Here is a 13,608-nt window from a genome sequence, read left to right as displayed (position 1 = left end):
AATTAAATGAACCTACTTGGTCAAAACACTTTATTTTCCTGCAACACCTGCATACTTTCCAAGATATTGCTCACCGCCAAGGTCATGGATTTTGCGGAGATCGTTGCCCCGGAAATCCCATCAATGTCCTCGCCATAAGCCAAGCTTTCGCCTGATTTTCTGCCGATGAACTGTTTCAGCCATCGCTGACTGCCCACTTGGCGGCCATGATCTTCACGGTATATCAATATTTTTGATTTTTTGATGCTCAGATCCGGATTGAAAAGGACCACATAATCAAAAATGTTCTTCATGCTCGGGGCCTCGCCCAAATAGGCATAGCCTAGGATGGAACCATTGCCAATCACCTTGAAAAGATTGTCCCCTCCCAATTCCGATGGCGTTTTTTGGTTCAGTTTGGGGTCCACGGCCATCAATTCCAAAGTAAAGCCCTCTACCTCAAATGTGGTCAGCACCGCATTGTCCAACTTCTCCTTCAGCTTTGGGGAAATCTTTTCCGCCTTGAAGCCCAGAAAGAAAAAGACCGTACAAAGTGCCATCAAACCGGGAAGCCTCAACTTATTTACCTGCATTTTCCCCTTTTTTCTCCGAAACAAAGCTGTTGATCACATTTAAGATCTGCCCTTTGTCCGCATTTTTCTCTTCCAAGCTATAGAACTGCACAAACAACGGCTGCCCATCCACTTGCTTCAGAAGCGTTAGGTCACCTTCCCTTTCATAGACCTCGTCCCAAGCGGCACGTGCCTTGGCCCAAAAATCTTTGTGGGCTGCCCACCAGTCCGTAGCCACCTTACAATCTGCATCGGCTACCTTTTTGTAGATATTGAACCCTTTCTCTTGCGCCAACAATACATCTTCCGCACCTTCTTCGCGAATGATCTTATCGTTGTCCTGCTCGTGCAACCATCCATAGGAAGTGATTTCCTGTCGGTTGCCCCTAGCCATCACATTGTAATCGCTCCGCTTGGAATACTCCCTTCGGGGCAGTGGGGAATCGCTCGTGTTCTCCCAAAAATGCTTTCCATCATAGTGCACCCATGTGGAAGAACCGGAATACCTTGGGCTATCATCCACTTGGTATACCTTTTGGGTCCATTGCCCCTTCACGGCATCGGCAGGCAACTGGGTAAAGTTCCAGCTATTTCCACCATTGTAGTGGAATACCTTCTGGTTCTCGAACAACCAATCCTGTCTCCAGTGCTTGATCACCGTACTGTCATTGATCACCAACAAATGTTGCAGGGATATTTTGTTCTCCTCATCTATGATGGGCAAGGCAAGCTCCAAAGCCTTGGAAGTGTAGTCCAGCTTTTTCTCATAGTCGATTTCCGGGGCAAAAGTCTCGGTATATTTAAACGTGACCTCGTAACAACCGCACATGTCCATGATGGACTTTCGGTCGAGTTCCTTCTTTTCCTGTGAATGTGTCATTGAGGCCCCTCCTACCAAGAGCATCAAGAAAATAATCGATTTTTTCATACGGGTATCTGTTAGTTGTTTTCAGAATGTTAAAGTACAAAAATACTAAACTTATTTAGATTGAATTAAAATAAAATATATATTTGCCCCAACAATTATATAGAATGAGTCTAAATAAATATAAGGGTTTCCTTATTACTTCCCTCTTTATCTGCGCGATAGGTCACGCCCAAGAAAAAAACACCATGGAAAAAGACTCCATGTCCATGCAAAACCTTAATGAAGTGGTGGTCACCGGGGAAAGCCAGGTGATGTCGCTCAGCAAAAAACTTTTTGCCGTGGGTGTCCTGGATCAAAGGGATATTGCCAAAGTGGCCGGGAACAACCTTGCGGATATCCTTAACTACAACCTCAACATCACGGTCACCCCCGACCCATCCACAGGAAGGTCCACCATCAGCATGTTCGGTCTGGATGGACAATATGTAAAAGTGCTCATCGACGGCATTCCCATGGCCAGCGACAATGGCATGGGCAACAATATAGACATCACACAGATCAACCTGGAAGATGTGGAACGGATTGAGATCGTGGAAGGTTCCATGGGCGTGCTCTATGGGGACAATGCCGTGGCCGGGGTCATCAACATCGTTACCAAACGGGGACTGGACCATACCAAATGGCAACTTCAATTGTCCGTCCAAGAAGAAACGGTGGGCGATGAATATGAATGGTTCGATAAGGGCCGTCATATCCAAAATGCAAAGTTGAGCCATCAACTCAGCGAAAAGACCAGTATTTCCATAGGCGGTTCCAGAAATGATTTTGCGGGTTTCCATAATGGCTATCAAGGCAGAAATTATGTGAACATACAGGACAACACCGTGGTCAATGATGGACTTCGGGGCATGGAATGGAACCCCAAAGAACAGTTCACCGCCTTCGGAAACCTCAACACTGCTCTTGGCAAGCACAACATTTTCTACAAGTTCCAATACTATGATGAGGCCGTACCCGTGTATAACCGCAATGTCACCGGAAGGCTGAACAGCGACACCGGCATGGTGGAGCCCACAGCCCTTGATGAAACTTTCGACACCCAAAGGGTGATGAACAACCTCAACATTTCCGGATCGCTCAAAGGCCAGACCATCTATAACCTCTCCTTTTCGCAACAGACCCAAAAGCGATACTACCAGCAATACGTTTATAACATCCTGCAACGGGGCATTGAATCCTACACAGCGGACAACCTTAGCCAATCCTCGGAAATTTGGTACTCCAAGGGCTTTGTGGGCAACATGGTCCCCAAATCGGATTTTTTTAACCTGCAATTGGGGTACGAGTTCACCCATCAGACCGGTTTTGATGCCATAGCCACGGGTGAGTACTCCAACGATGTGGTGGAAAACACCTTGGAGAACTATGATTTTTTCGGGGTGGCCGATTTCAATTTCTCGGATAGGTTATCCCTCTTCCCGGGAGCACGATACACGAACAATTCCCAGTTCGGCAACAAACTCATCTGGTCCCTTTCCTCCACGTACGACATCACGGACACCTTCAAGGTAAAGGCCATATTGGGCTCAGCGTTCAGGGCCCCCAATTTTGAGGAGCTTTTCTTCTACTTTGTGGATTCCAACCACAATGTGCAGGGCAATCCCGATCTAAACCCCGAAGATGGCATTTCCATTTTCCTGAACCTGGAGGACAAGTTTCGGCTCGGCGAAAGCAGCATGCTGAAAACCGCTTTCAAGTCCTATTATTTTGACATCAAGGACAAAATAGCCTCGGTGATCACCACAGATGAGGAGGACAGGAACCTATTCACCTTCGCCAATGTGGACTATTCAAAGATCCTGGGCTTTTCGTTGGAAAATTCCCTGATCATGGACCGTTGGCAGCTTTCCCTGGGTGCCACCTATCTGGGGGAGTCCACGACCATTGACGCATCCCTGGCGAGCAACAGCAATTATTTGTGGAGTTTCAACCTGCAGTCCTCCGTGGGCTATACCATCCCTTCCATCAACACCACTTTGTCCGCCCAATTGAAATACAACGGAAGGACGCAAGTGGTCCTGAACGATACGGACGGTCCCGTGATCGGGCAGACCGATGATTTCACGTGGATGGATGCCTCGGTGAGGACCAACATCACCAAGAATTTCAACATTACCCTTGGGGCCAGGAACATCTTCGACATCGTCCGGGTGGATGCCTCGGACGTGCCTTCAGGTGCCCATGGCTCTTCCGTATCCTCCAGCCGTTTGTTCGGCAATGGGAGATCTTATTTTCTAAAACTTTTATACAATCTAAATTTTAATTAAAACCAATGAAAAAAACGATCCTTTTAAAAGCAATTGCATTGATGCTCATCCTCAGTTCTTGTAGTGATGATGACGGCGAAAACCTAATCGATTTCACGGCCACTTTTGCCAGCGCCACAGTGAGCACCACCGAAGAGGAAACTTCCAAGGAGATTGTCCTGAATTTTTCCCGAGCGGCTTCGGAAAATGGCACCATTACCGTTTCCTATTCCGGGGACAATGCCGAATACGGAACAGATTTTACCACATCGCCCGATGGAAGTTCCGGCACCATTTCAGTGCCCGTGGCATCAGGCAATACAAATGCCAGCTTCACCTTCAACAAGCTTACCAATGCCATAGAGGGGACCACCAAGTCCGTCACCTTTACCATAGATGGTTTTAGCGATGCGGATTGGTCCACAGGGTCTACCTCCTCTGCCTTGGTGAGCTATACCCCCATTGCGGCCACCAGTGGCATCATCGATACGGAAAACGGGGGGTCCAACCAGCCCAATCAGGTCTATTTTGATTTCAGCACTGGGATACAGACCGCTGTGCGACGTGACCTATGGGAAATTGGACTCTATAACGGCACAGAAAACCGTGTGTTCCTCAACAGTTCCCTATCCGTATCTGCCGTGGAACTTACGGGGGTGACCGATTTGCTTTCGGTCACTGAAGCCAGTGACTTGCCCGAACCTATGGAATTGAATGCCTTGGACGCCATGTTCCAACCCTCTACGGTCAATGTAAGCACGGTAGCCGAATTGTTGGTGGGATTGCCCGTGGGCTATAACCAATATGGAGACCTTGAAGCAGGCATCTCGTTCACCGATAGCCCCGAAGGCACCTTGGAAGGGACCGCCTTTGCCGAAATATCCACCACCGCGGAAGAAAACTATGTTTATTTGGTAAGCCTAGGAAAAGAAATCCCCACCCAACCAGCAGAAACTGGAAGCATCAATACCACGGGTGACCTTCGGGACATTATCAAAGTAAGGATATTGAGTGATGGCAACAGCTATACCATCCAATATGCCGATTTGAACGAGACCACCGCCTTTTCCGAGGTGAACGTTCCCAAAGATGCGGCCCATAACATTACTGCCTTTAGTTTGACCAATGGCGAAACCGTAAGCGTGGAACCTGCCACCGAAGAATGGGACATCAATCTCACGGGAGTATTCACTTATTATGGATCCCAAGGCCCTCTAGTGGCAGGGTTGACCTACTCCGATTATGTGGTGCACAACACCTTGGGCGGTGTAGGGCTGTACCAAGTGACCATTGAAGGAGATGTACCCACCTATGCCAATTTCACCATGGCCGATGTGGACGAATCCGCTTTGGTGTATGACAACAGGGCCGTTGTGGGTAGCGGTTGGAGAGATACTTTTGGAGGTGTCGTCAACACGGACCGATACTATGTGCTGAAGGATGCCGATGGCAATTACTATAAACTCAACTTTACGGCCTATACCAGCACCGAAGGGGAAAGGGGACATTTCCAGTTCACCTACGAACGTCTGTAAGCGTCTAACGTATTGTTCCGTCCATTATAACTAATGGATGGACTCATCGGACTGCTCAAAGTTACCGGATTGTTTGTTATCATTATCGCCTTTTTGACGTGTAGTTTGAGTTAGTTTGTGTGAATGGCGGGGCAAGAGATTGCCCCGCTTTCTGTTTTACGACATCAAATAAATGGATTGCGTCAACGAGTCCCCCTAAAAATCCCCAACTTGGCATAAACCATAATTCACAACATCATGGGGGTAATTGCGACAAACGACCGGGAAATCAAATTTTATTATAGCTCCGTCACCTCTATTGGCAAACAGGCTTTGGCCTATGTGCAGGCTTCGGACAAAAAGATCATGGAAGTGGATATTGCCAAGACCAAGGTCACGGGCACGCAATGGGCAGAACTGGCAGATCATCTCGACCTGCCCCTTCACCAATTGATCGATACCCAACACCCCGATTTCATAGCGGCCTATGGCAAGGATCCCGATATCGAGGACCCACACGATTGGCTCAAATTGTTGGCCAATTGCCCACAGGCCTTCCAACATCCTATTTTGGTGAACGGCCATACCGCGATCCAGATCATCTCCCCCTCCGATGTGGCCGCATTTCTGGACACGGAAAGCTAAACCACAGATCTATGTCGTAGATTAGACCATCAGTTCAACCAAAAAAACACATCATGCCCAAAAACAACAATACATCCAACCGAAGGAGGATCCTACTAGGGTCCATCGTGCTTTTGCTGGGCATATGGGGAACGGCGCAACTGCTTTTCACCAAAAAGGTAAAGCAGGCCCTAAAGACCGAGATTCCCCAAGAAATCACGTTGCACTACGACAAGTTGAGCACCAATGTGCTTTTGGGCAAGATCCAACTCCAAGGTGTCAGCGCCAAGGACAGCAGCAGTACTCTGGAACTGGCCGCAAAGGAAGTTACCCTCTCCGGCCTTGGATATTTGGCCCTGCTCACCAAAAACAAAGTGGCCATTTCGGAACTGCATCTGGAAGAACCTGTTTTCAACTATCAGAAAAAGGAGAAAAGCCCTGATTCCCAAAAAAAGAGGACTGATCCGTCCACTCCCTTGGAAATCGACAAATTCACCATCACCAAAGGTGAGCTGAAACAGTTCCGCAAAGGGTCGGACAGCATCCAACTGCACATCGAGGGCATCGACTTTTCCTTGGAAGACATTTTGATGGACGGAACCGCAACCCAAGAACTCCCCTTCACCCATGGTGCATATGAACTGAAGACAGAGCAGCTCTATTGCGACCTGGGGCCTTTCGAGTTTCTCCGCCTGCAACAGATTCAGCTCAATGCCGATGAGGGACAAATCCACCAATTGGAGCTGAAAAGCAAATACAGCCAAGCGGAACTGTCCAAAAAACTGCTGGTGGAGCACGACCACTACGACCTCACCATCGACACCCTTCGTTTGAAACAGTTCAGTTTTGGCCACAGCGACGGACTCCCCAAATTCCGGTTGGCCCAACTGCAACTGGAGCAACCCATTTTCCGGGTGTACCGGGACAAACTGGTGCCGGACGACACCACTCATAAAAAACTGTACAATCAGGCCCTTCGTGACCTCAATATGGACCTTCAGGTGGATTCCATCGGTATTTCGGACGGGACTATCACCTACGAGGAACGCTTGGAAGAAAAAGTGGACCCCGAAAGCCTGAGGTTCACCCAGATCCAGGCCACCATTTCCAACCTGCACAGTCGGGGCAGTGGCATGGTCACCGTGTCCACCACATCCCGGTTGATGGGTGATGGCTTCCTCACCCTCGACTGGTCCTTCGACCCGCAGAGCAAGAGCAACGATTTCTTGGCAACGGGCAATCTGGTGCAATTCAATTCACAAAAGATCAACCCCTTCCTCAAGACCAATCTGGGTGCCGAGGTGAAGGGCTCCATAGACGAAATGTACTTCACCTTCAGCGGCAACGAAGTGGAATCCAAGGGCGACATGAAAATGGCCTACGACCAATTTGAGTTCGTGGTGCTGAAAAAAGACCGCTTGGGCGTGAACAAACTGCTCACCACCATTGTGAACATCTTTGCCAAAAAGACCTCCAAGGAAGATGGTGACGGCTACCGACATGGGGAATTCAAAGTAAAGCGACGAACGGACAAATCCTTCTTCAACTACCTATGGCTGAACGTTAGGAACGGTTTGGTGGACACCATGACGGGCAAGGACAAAAAACAAAAGGAAAAGAAATGACAAAACAGCGCAAAAAAATATACAAACGGAAACGGTACCTATTGCCCGCGATCTTGATCGTGCTGCTCATTGCGTTCCGCATTGTGCTGCCCTATATCGTAAAGAATTACGTGAACAAGGTGCTGGCCGATATTCCGGGGTATTATGGCCAGGTGGAAGATATTGACCTGTCGTTGATCACCGGGGCCTATACCATCCATCACCTCTACCTCAACAAGGTGAATGCCGGTTCCCAAATCCCCTTTCTGGATTTTGAAAAAACGAACATTTCCATCGAGTGGAGTTCCTTGCTGAAGGGCAAGGTGGTGAGCGAGATCAACATGACCCGCCCCAAGGTGATCTATGTGTTCGAGGACCAACAAAAGGAAAACGAGGGCGATGCCGATATCGACGATTGGAGCAAGGCGTTGACGGATTTGGTGCCCATCGACATCAACAAACTGGAGATCCACGCCGGGAAAATGGCCTTTGTGCAGCTCACTGCCGACCCCAACATCGACCTCCATCTTGACCAAATAGAGCTCTACGCCACCAACCTTCGCAATGTGGTGCGCACCGAGGCCCGCCTGCCCAGCAACCTTTCTGCCGACGCCATCAGCATTGGTGGGGGCAACCTACATTTGGAGGGCCAGATGGACCTCGTAAAGCAGATCCCCGATATGGACCTCGCCCTTTCCCTCGAAAATGCGAACGCCACGGCCCTCAACGATTTTACGGACCACTACGCCGGCATCGATTTTGACAAGGGCACCTTTAACCTCTACAGCGAACTCGCCATTGCCGATGGCTACTTGAAAGGTTACCTCAAACCCATTTTGAAGGACACCAAGCTCATTGGTAAGGGCGACGCCTTTTTGGATGTGCTTTGGGAAGGATTCGTGGGCTTTTTCAAGTTTATTTTGAAGAACCACAAGCAGAACACCCTCGCCACCAAAGTGCCCATCGAGGGCGACCTGAACGATGTGAAAACGAAGACCTGGCCCACGGTGACCAATATCTTTAAAAATGCCTGGATCAAGGCGTTCAAAGGGATTGTGGACAACGACATCGAGTTTGAGAACGTGCAGGAAACGGCCAATCAAAAGAACAAGAAAGACAAAGACTAGCTTCTTGGATGTAAGATGATAGACCTAAGACGTAAGATGGGTGAGCCCTGCATACTGCCCCCTGGCTACTGATTTACTGCAAACTGCAACTGCCTACTGAACCCCGACTTCTGACTTCCGACTTCTGACTTCTGACTTCTGACTTCTAAAGTATTGTTCATTGCTAATTGATTATTGTACATTATGGAAAATCCCCAGTTTTTTTGTGGTTTTTCCATAATGTCAATTGACTGGGAATTAGTATTTTGGCATACTTTTCCCCCACCCTCAAGTCTTAGCGGAACATTTATTTAACTGATTGTATCGGTTATACACCAATTTGGGAGTAAATGAGCCTGGTTTATGCTTATGTAAACAAGTTGTGCTTAATTATGACCAAACAAAATGGCATTAATAGAAAAATCAAATAGATTAGAATTTCATTATTACTTCAAAGATGACAGTCATTCTATTGATTCTGTTATACGCAACGAATGTGAAAAGGAAATTCTTCATATCTACAAAGAAATTGCGCACACACTAGGTCTTCAATTGACATTAGAGACTCTTCCGGCGGAAGAAGGTGGATTTAAGGAAGTTTGGAAATTTATTGGAAAAAATTCAGTTCAAATAACTTTAATTGTCAGTGTGGCCGCTATGGTTATTTCTCGTTTTCCAGTTGAGAATAAAGAATTAACACAATTGCAGATTGAAAATCTAAAACTCGACAATGAAATTAAGCGAAAGGAACTGGAAAAACTGAATTTGGACTTTATTCAGGATGATTCTGAACTGGACCAACAAAAGGTTATTGATTCAGTTGAGCTAGTAAATAAGAATTATAAGATTTCGTGGCGAAAATCAAATCTCTATAAAAAATTAAATAACTATCAAAAAGTCGACTCTGTCGAAGTTAGGCGATATGAAGAACAAGAACCAGTTGGTAATCCAAGAATAATTACTCGAAGAGAATTTTCAAAATTTATATTGCGTTCAGATGAACTGCCTAAACTTGAACTAGAGAAAGCGACCATTGACGTCATATCACCAGCCATAAAACGAGGTAAATTTAGATGGAAAGGCTTTTATAATAACGAAATAATCAACTTCTTGATGGACGATTCTGAATTTAAGAGTTACGTTCTACGTGGTGACATTCACTTTTCAAATAGATTTTCTATTGAAGTTGAAATGATTCAAGACCGAAAAATAAATCAAGATGGAAATGTTGTAGTTACAAACTCTACTGTTAAAAAAGTAATGGCATCAATTGACCAAGGTGAAAGAATAGAATACTAAAACAACTGCACAATAATGGACTTAAATAATTGCTTGCTTTCACATACCTCTGAAGATCCTCGTGCATTTTCAGTTTGGTGTGTACTTGCAAAGTTAGGCGCTAAACCATGCAACTACTCATAACCCGGAACGTTGGCGATAATTAAAACGAGCCTATGAAAGAAATATGGAATTGGTTAGTTAAGAATTTCTCGAATCTCTTTACAATTATTGGGATTGTTCTGACTATTTACTTTTCAATCTTCTATGTTCCAGATTACATCAGGGAGAACGAAGACGAAAAAATAAAAAATATAAATCAAGATTTAATTGAAAGCGTACAAGAGATAATTTACAACAAATACAAAATCAACCACAATCAAATTGAAGCCTTGATAAAGGGTAAAGAAATTAAACATAGGGTAGTATATCCATATAGTCCTGATGAATTATTAATTCAGACTCAAGAGATTTTTATGGCTAATAAATTTATTCCACTAATAGAGAGAGTAACAGTAGTGAATAGAATAGATAGTTTAAGAACAACCTTTAAACCAGTAAAGACTGATACAAATAAGGCCAAATCTGAAAAAAACTTTAGTCTTGACAAGATTGAATTTATCACTGTTTTACTATCAATTTTAATGGGTGTAACAACCGCCCTGCTGGGTAGCTTTAGCTTCTTGACTAAGTTGAGAAAAGAGAGAAGGGAATCTATAAAAGATAAAGTCGAATCTGAAAAAGAAGATATCGAAAACAGGATTATTAAGGGTATTAACTTTGAAAAATCTATAGAAGAAATCTTGAGAAAAAACAATCTTAGTTATCGGTCAACTGATGGTCCTAGAGATTTAGGTTTTGATTTTTTGATTCTTCTGAATGAGAGTTCTAGGGTCGCGATTTCAGTTAAATATATAAACAACCGAAATGCCCTAAATATGTCTTCGATAGACAAACTATTTTATCCTTTTCGCAAGGTTAATTATCCTGGGATAATCATTATTAATCAAGCGGACAATAGGTTAATACACTATTTGAATAGGTTTTCAGAAAAACTAGAAGGACGTCTTAAACTTATTGTCTCTTCTGAATTAGAAGAAATTGAATCACTACTATTAAAACATATAAATGATTACCGTCAACAACACTTATAGCTTATAGCGGGTATACGGTTACCAGCAAGGTTCTCGCCCCATAGCTAACTTTGGTTTCGTGCTGAAAGGAAAGTGCTTCGAAGCCGCCACAAGCCATATGCAAACCGTTAGGCTAAAGTTTAATAATCATCTATGAAATTTGAAAATGAAAAAATTTATGGGTCAACTGCTAACATAAATGCAAATCTGCGTAAAATAATTTTGGCGTTGAATGAGGATGTTTCAAAACTGCTACTAAAACAAGGCGAAGATTATCAACTATTTGCGTTGAGAGCCCTTACTATTTATGCAGGTAAGGTTTTTGACCGCTTAATTTCATATCAAGATTTTCCAATTGAATACAATGCTATTGCGGCTAGAAATCTTTTCGAATGTTATTTGATAATCACATATATTATTAGTAATCCTTCTAAGACAAAAGAATTTCTGAGTCAAAAAGCCTATGATGAATTACAAATCAATGAAGGTTTCTTATCAATAACAACTGCTAACACATCAGAAACAACCATAAAATCTATACAAGATAGAATGGAGTACATCAAAGAGCTTATGGAAAAGAATAAACTCACACCATCAAAAAGTTGGAACGTTAGTGATCTCGCAAAAAAAACAAATAATGAAACTGAGTATAAAGCTTTTTTCAAACTGTATTCAAAATATGTTCACCCTTCTTCCTGGATTGTGAATAGTCGTGACAATGAATACAACAACCCTGTGTTTAAAAATATATTCATTTTACAAGGGCAACACTATGCAAGTTGCATAACAAAACTCGTATCGAAATATCTAGATGAACGAAACATTGCCTAAAAAGGTTTTAGGCTTTTCTAAGCGTTTCTAAAACACCCTCCCCACCGCTTCAATCGTCCTATCCAAATCCGCATAGCTGAGGGCATCGTTGAGAAAATAGCTCTCAAAGGCCGAGGGCGGTAAGTACACCCCGTTGTCCAACATTCCGTGGAAGTATTTTTTAAAGGTATCGTTGTTGCCCTTAGCGGCACTTGCAAAATCCACTACGGGTTCGTCCGTAAAATGCACGGAAATCATACTGCCATAGCGGTTGATCTGGTGTTCCACCCCTTTTTCGGTCAAGGTGGCGGTAATCCCTTGGTGCAGGTATTCCGTTTTTTCGGCCAAACTGGCAAACACTTGGGGACGGTTGTTCAGTTCGGTGAGCATGGCGAGTCCGGCACTCATGGCCAACGGGTTTCCGCTCAAGGTCCCGGCTTGGTACACCGGTCCTTCGGGCGCCAAGTGCGACATGATCTCCGCACGGGCCGCAAATGCCCCCACGGGCAGTCCGCCCCCGATCACCTTTCCGAACATCACGATATCGGCATCAATGCCCAAAGCTTCCTGTGCCCCCCCTTTTCCCAATCGAAAGCCCGTCATCACCTCATCAAAGAGCAACAAAATGCCCTCTTGGGTGCAGAGTTCGCGCAAGCCTTTCATAAAACCGGTCTCGGGGATAATGCAGCCCATATTGCCCGGCACGGGCTCCAAAATAATGGCCGCAATCTCGCCTTGGTTCGCTGCCACGAGGGCCTTTACCCCTTCCAGATCGTTAAAATTCGCCAACAAGGTGTCCTTGGCCGTGCCCTGCGTCACCCCAGGGCTGTTGGGACTGCCAAAGGTAACCGCCCCGCTCCCCGCCTGTATCAAAAACGAGTCGGAGTGGCCGTGGTAGCAACCCGAAAACTTGATGATCTTGTCCTTGCCCGTGTACCCGCGCGCGAGGCGCACGGCACTCATACAGGCTTCGGTGCCACTGTTCACAAAACGGATCTGTTCAATGTTCGGCACCATGGAAACGGCCAGTTGGGCCAGTTCGGTCTCAATTTCGGTGGGCATCCCAAAGGACGTCCCCTTTTTGGCCTTTTCGATCACGGCGTTGATCACGGGTTCGTAGGCATGGCCCAAGATCAGTGGCCCCCATGAGGCAATGTAGTCGATGAGTTGGTTGCCGTCCACATCGTAGAGATAGGCACCCTTGGCCTCCTTTACGAAAATGGGGTCGCCCCCTACCGCTTTAAACGCTCGAACGGGTGAGTTAACGCCTCCTGGAATGTATTTTTTGGCCGCTGCAAAGAGGGCACTGCTTCGTTGGTAGATCATATTTCCCATTCCTGCGAAGGCAGGAATCTATTTTTAGGTTAATGGATTCCGCACTATGCTTCGACTTCGCTCAGCAGCCGTGCGGAATGACAAATCGATAGCAAAGGTACACATCCTTCCACTTTCAAGGAAACCGTTTTTGTCACTTCGAGTGATTCGCCCTGCGAATTGTATCGAGAAGGGAATGGGATGGAAGCGGTTCTCGATACAGCTTGACCTAAAGGTCAACCCACTCGAACGGACAGGGTTTGAGGACAGATCAGTAAAAAGACGTCATGCCGAACTCGTTTCGGCATCCATGTTCGGATAAAATTTACCGTAAAATCCTTCGCTCTCCCCTGCGACTCCGCTCAGGGCACAATTCCCACATCATTTATGGGAACCTGAAACAAGTTCAGGTTGACGTGCCCAATATCAGTTCGAGAGCCCGCCTGCCAGACGGACAGTATCTTCGTCATGCCGAACTCGTTTCGGCATCCCATCATCAA

General features: G+C 45.7%; 11 protein-coding genes. 8 read left to right on the top strand and 3 right to left on the bottom strand.

The features are described from left to right. Nucleotides 1-20 precede the first annotated feature (20 nt). Both DB398_RS02360 and DB398_RS02355 read right to left on the bottom strand, forming a co-directional pair. Nucleotides 21-572, bottom strand: coding sequence for an FMN-binding protein (locus DB398_RS02360; protein WP_108422773.1), 552 nt, complete (start codon nt 570-572; stop codon nt 21-23). Beyond that, nucleotides 559-1,479: a DUF6607 family protein gene (locus tag DB398_RS02355; protein ID WP_108422772.1), complete on the bottom strand. Its 921-nt coding sequence runs from the start codon at nt 1,477-1,479 to the stop codon at nt 559-561. Before DB398_RS02355 ends, DB398_RS02360 begins: the two co-directional genes overlap by 14 nt. 185 nt (nt 1,480-1,664) lie before the next feature. Between DB398_RS02355 and DB398_RS02350 the strand changes: the two genes are divergently transcribed. The 8 genes from DB398_RS02350 to DB398_RS02315 all read left to right on the top strand — a co-directional run bounded on the left by DB398_RS02350 (nt 1,665) and on the right by DB398_RS02315 (nt 11,815). Beyond that, nucleotides 1,665-3,746: a TonB-dependent receptor plug domain-containing protein gene (locus DB398_RS02350; protein WP_159076285.1), complete on the top strand. Its 2,082-nt coding sequence runs from the start codon at nt 1,665-1,667 to the stop codon at nt 3,744-3,746. Between the two features lie 5 nt (nt 3,747-3,751). Next, the gene (locus DB398_RS02345; RefSeq protein WP_108422770.1) at nt 3,752-5,260 is read left to right on the top strand and encodes an HmuY family protein; all 1,509 of its coding nucleotides are present in this window, start codon (nt 3,752-3,754) and stop codon (nt 5,258-5,260) included. A 237-nt stretch (nt 5,261-5,497) separates the two neighbouring features. Further along, on the top strand, nt 5,498-5,884 hold the full coding sequence (locus tag DB398_RS02340) for an arsenate reductase family protein (protein WP_108422769.1): 387 nt from the start codon (nt 5,498-5,500) through the stop codon (nt 5,882-5,884). A gap of 53 nt (nt 5,885-5,937) precedes the next feature. After that, a complete protein-coding gene (locus DB398_RS02335) occupies nt 5,938-7,488 on the top strand; it encodes an AsmA family protein (protein ID WP_108422768.1) in 1,551 nt (516 codons plus the stop codon). Further along, the gene (locus DB398_RS02330) at nt 7,485-8,594 is read left to right on the top strand and encodes a DUF748 domain-containing protein (protein WP_108422767.1); all 1,110 of its coding nucleotides are present in this window, start codon (nt 7,485-7,487) and stop codon (nt 8,592-8,594) included. The genes DB398_RS02335 and DB398_RS02330 overlap by 4 nt, the downstream gene beginning before the upstream one ends. Before the next feature lie 384 nt (nt 8,595-8,978). After that, nucleotides 8,979-9,872: a hypothetical protein gene (locus DB398_RS02325; RefSeq protein WP_108422766.1), complete on the top strand. Its 894-nt coding sequence runs from the start codon at nt 8,979-8,981 to the stop codon at nt 9,870-9,872. A gap of 155 nt (nt 9,873-10,027) precedes the next feature. Continuing rightward, nucleotides 10,028-11,005, top strand: coding sequence for a hypothetical protein (locus DB398_RS02320; protein WP_108422765.1), 978 nt, complete (start codon nt 10,028-10,030; stop codon nt 11,003-11,005). Between the two features lie 132 nt (nt 11,006-11,137). Next, on the top strand, nt 11,138-11,815 hold the full coding sequence (locus tag DB398_RS02315) for a DUF5677 domain-containing protein (protein ID WP_108422764.1): 678 nt from the start codon (nt 11,138-11,140) through the stop codon (nt 11,813-11,815). A 27-nt stretch (nt 11,816-11,842) separates the two neighbouring features. Here DB398_RS02315 and hemL read toward each other — a convergent pair whose 3' ends face one another. Further along, nucleotides 11,843-13,120 carry a glutamate-1-semialdehyde 2,1-aminomutase gene (gene hemL / locus DB398_RS02310; protein ID WP_108422838.1) on the bottom strand — a complete coding sequence of 426 codons (1,278 nt, stop codon included), beginning with the start codon at nt 13,118-13,120 and terminating at the stop codon, nt 11,843-11,845. Between the last annotated feature and the right edge of the window lie 488 nt (nt 13,121-13,608).

The sequence above is a fragment of the Flagellimonas amoyensis genome (assembly GCF_003058265.1).
Lineage (GTDB): Bacteria > Bacteroidota > Bacteroidia > Flavobacteriales > Flavobacteriaceae > Flagellimonas > Flagellimonas amoyensis.
The sequence above is the reverse complement of the archived record's forward strand: the minus strand, read 5'-3'. Positions and strand labels throughout refer to the sequence as shown.

Coding starts and splice junctions, on each gene's coding strand:
- DB398_RS02360 (WP_108422773.1), bottom strand. CDS start 572: ATGCAGGTAAATAAGTTGAGGCTTCCCGGTTTGATGGCACTTTGTACG.
- DB398_RS02355 (WP_108422772.1), bottom strand. CDS start 1,479: ATGAAAAAATCGATTATTTTCTTGATGCTCTTGGTAGGAGGGGCCTCA.
- DB398_RS02350 (WP_159076285.1), top strand. CDS start 1,665: ATGGAAAAAGACTCCATGTCCATGCAAAACCTTAATGAAGTGGTGGTC.
- DB398_RS02345 (WP_108422770.1), top strand. CDS start 3,752: ATGAAAAAAACGATCCTTTTAAAAGCAATTGCATTGATGCTCATCCTC.
- DB398_RS02340 (WP_108422769.1), top strand. CDS start 5,498: ATGGGGGTAATTGCGACAAACGACCGGGAAATCAAATTTTATTATAGC.
- DB398_RS02335 (WP_108422768.1), top strand. CDS start 5,938: ATGCCCAAAAACAACAATACATCCAACCGAAGGAGGATCCTACTAGGG.
- DB398_RS02330 (WP_108422767.1), top strand. CDS start 7,485: ATGACAAAACAGCGCAAAAAAATATACAAACGGAAACGGTACCTATTG.
- DB398_RS02325 (WP_108422766.1), top strand. CDS start 8,979: ATGGCATTAATAGAAAAATCAAATAGATTAGAATTTCATTATTACTTC.
- DB398_RS02320 (WP_108422765.1), top strand. CDS start 10,028: ATGAAAGAAATATGGAATTGGTTAGTTAAGAATTTCTCGAATCTCTTT.
- DB398_RS02315 (WP_108422764.1), top strand. CDS start 11,138: ATGAAATTTGAAAATGAAAAAATTTATGGGTCAACTGCTAACATAAAT.
- hemL (WP_108422838.1), bottom strand. CDS start 13,120: ATGATCTACCAACGAAGCAGTGCCCTCTTTGCAGCGGCCAAAAAATAC.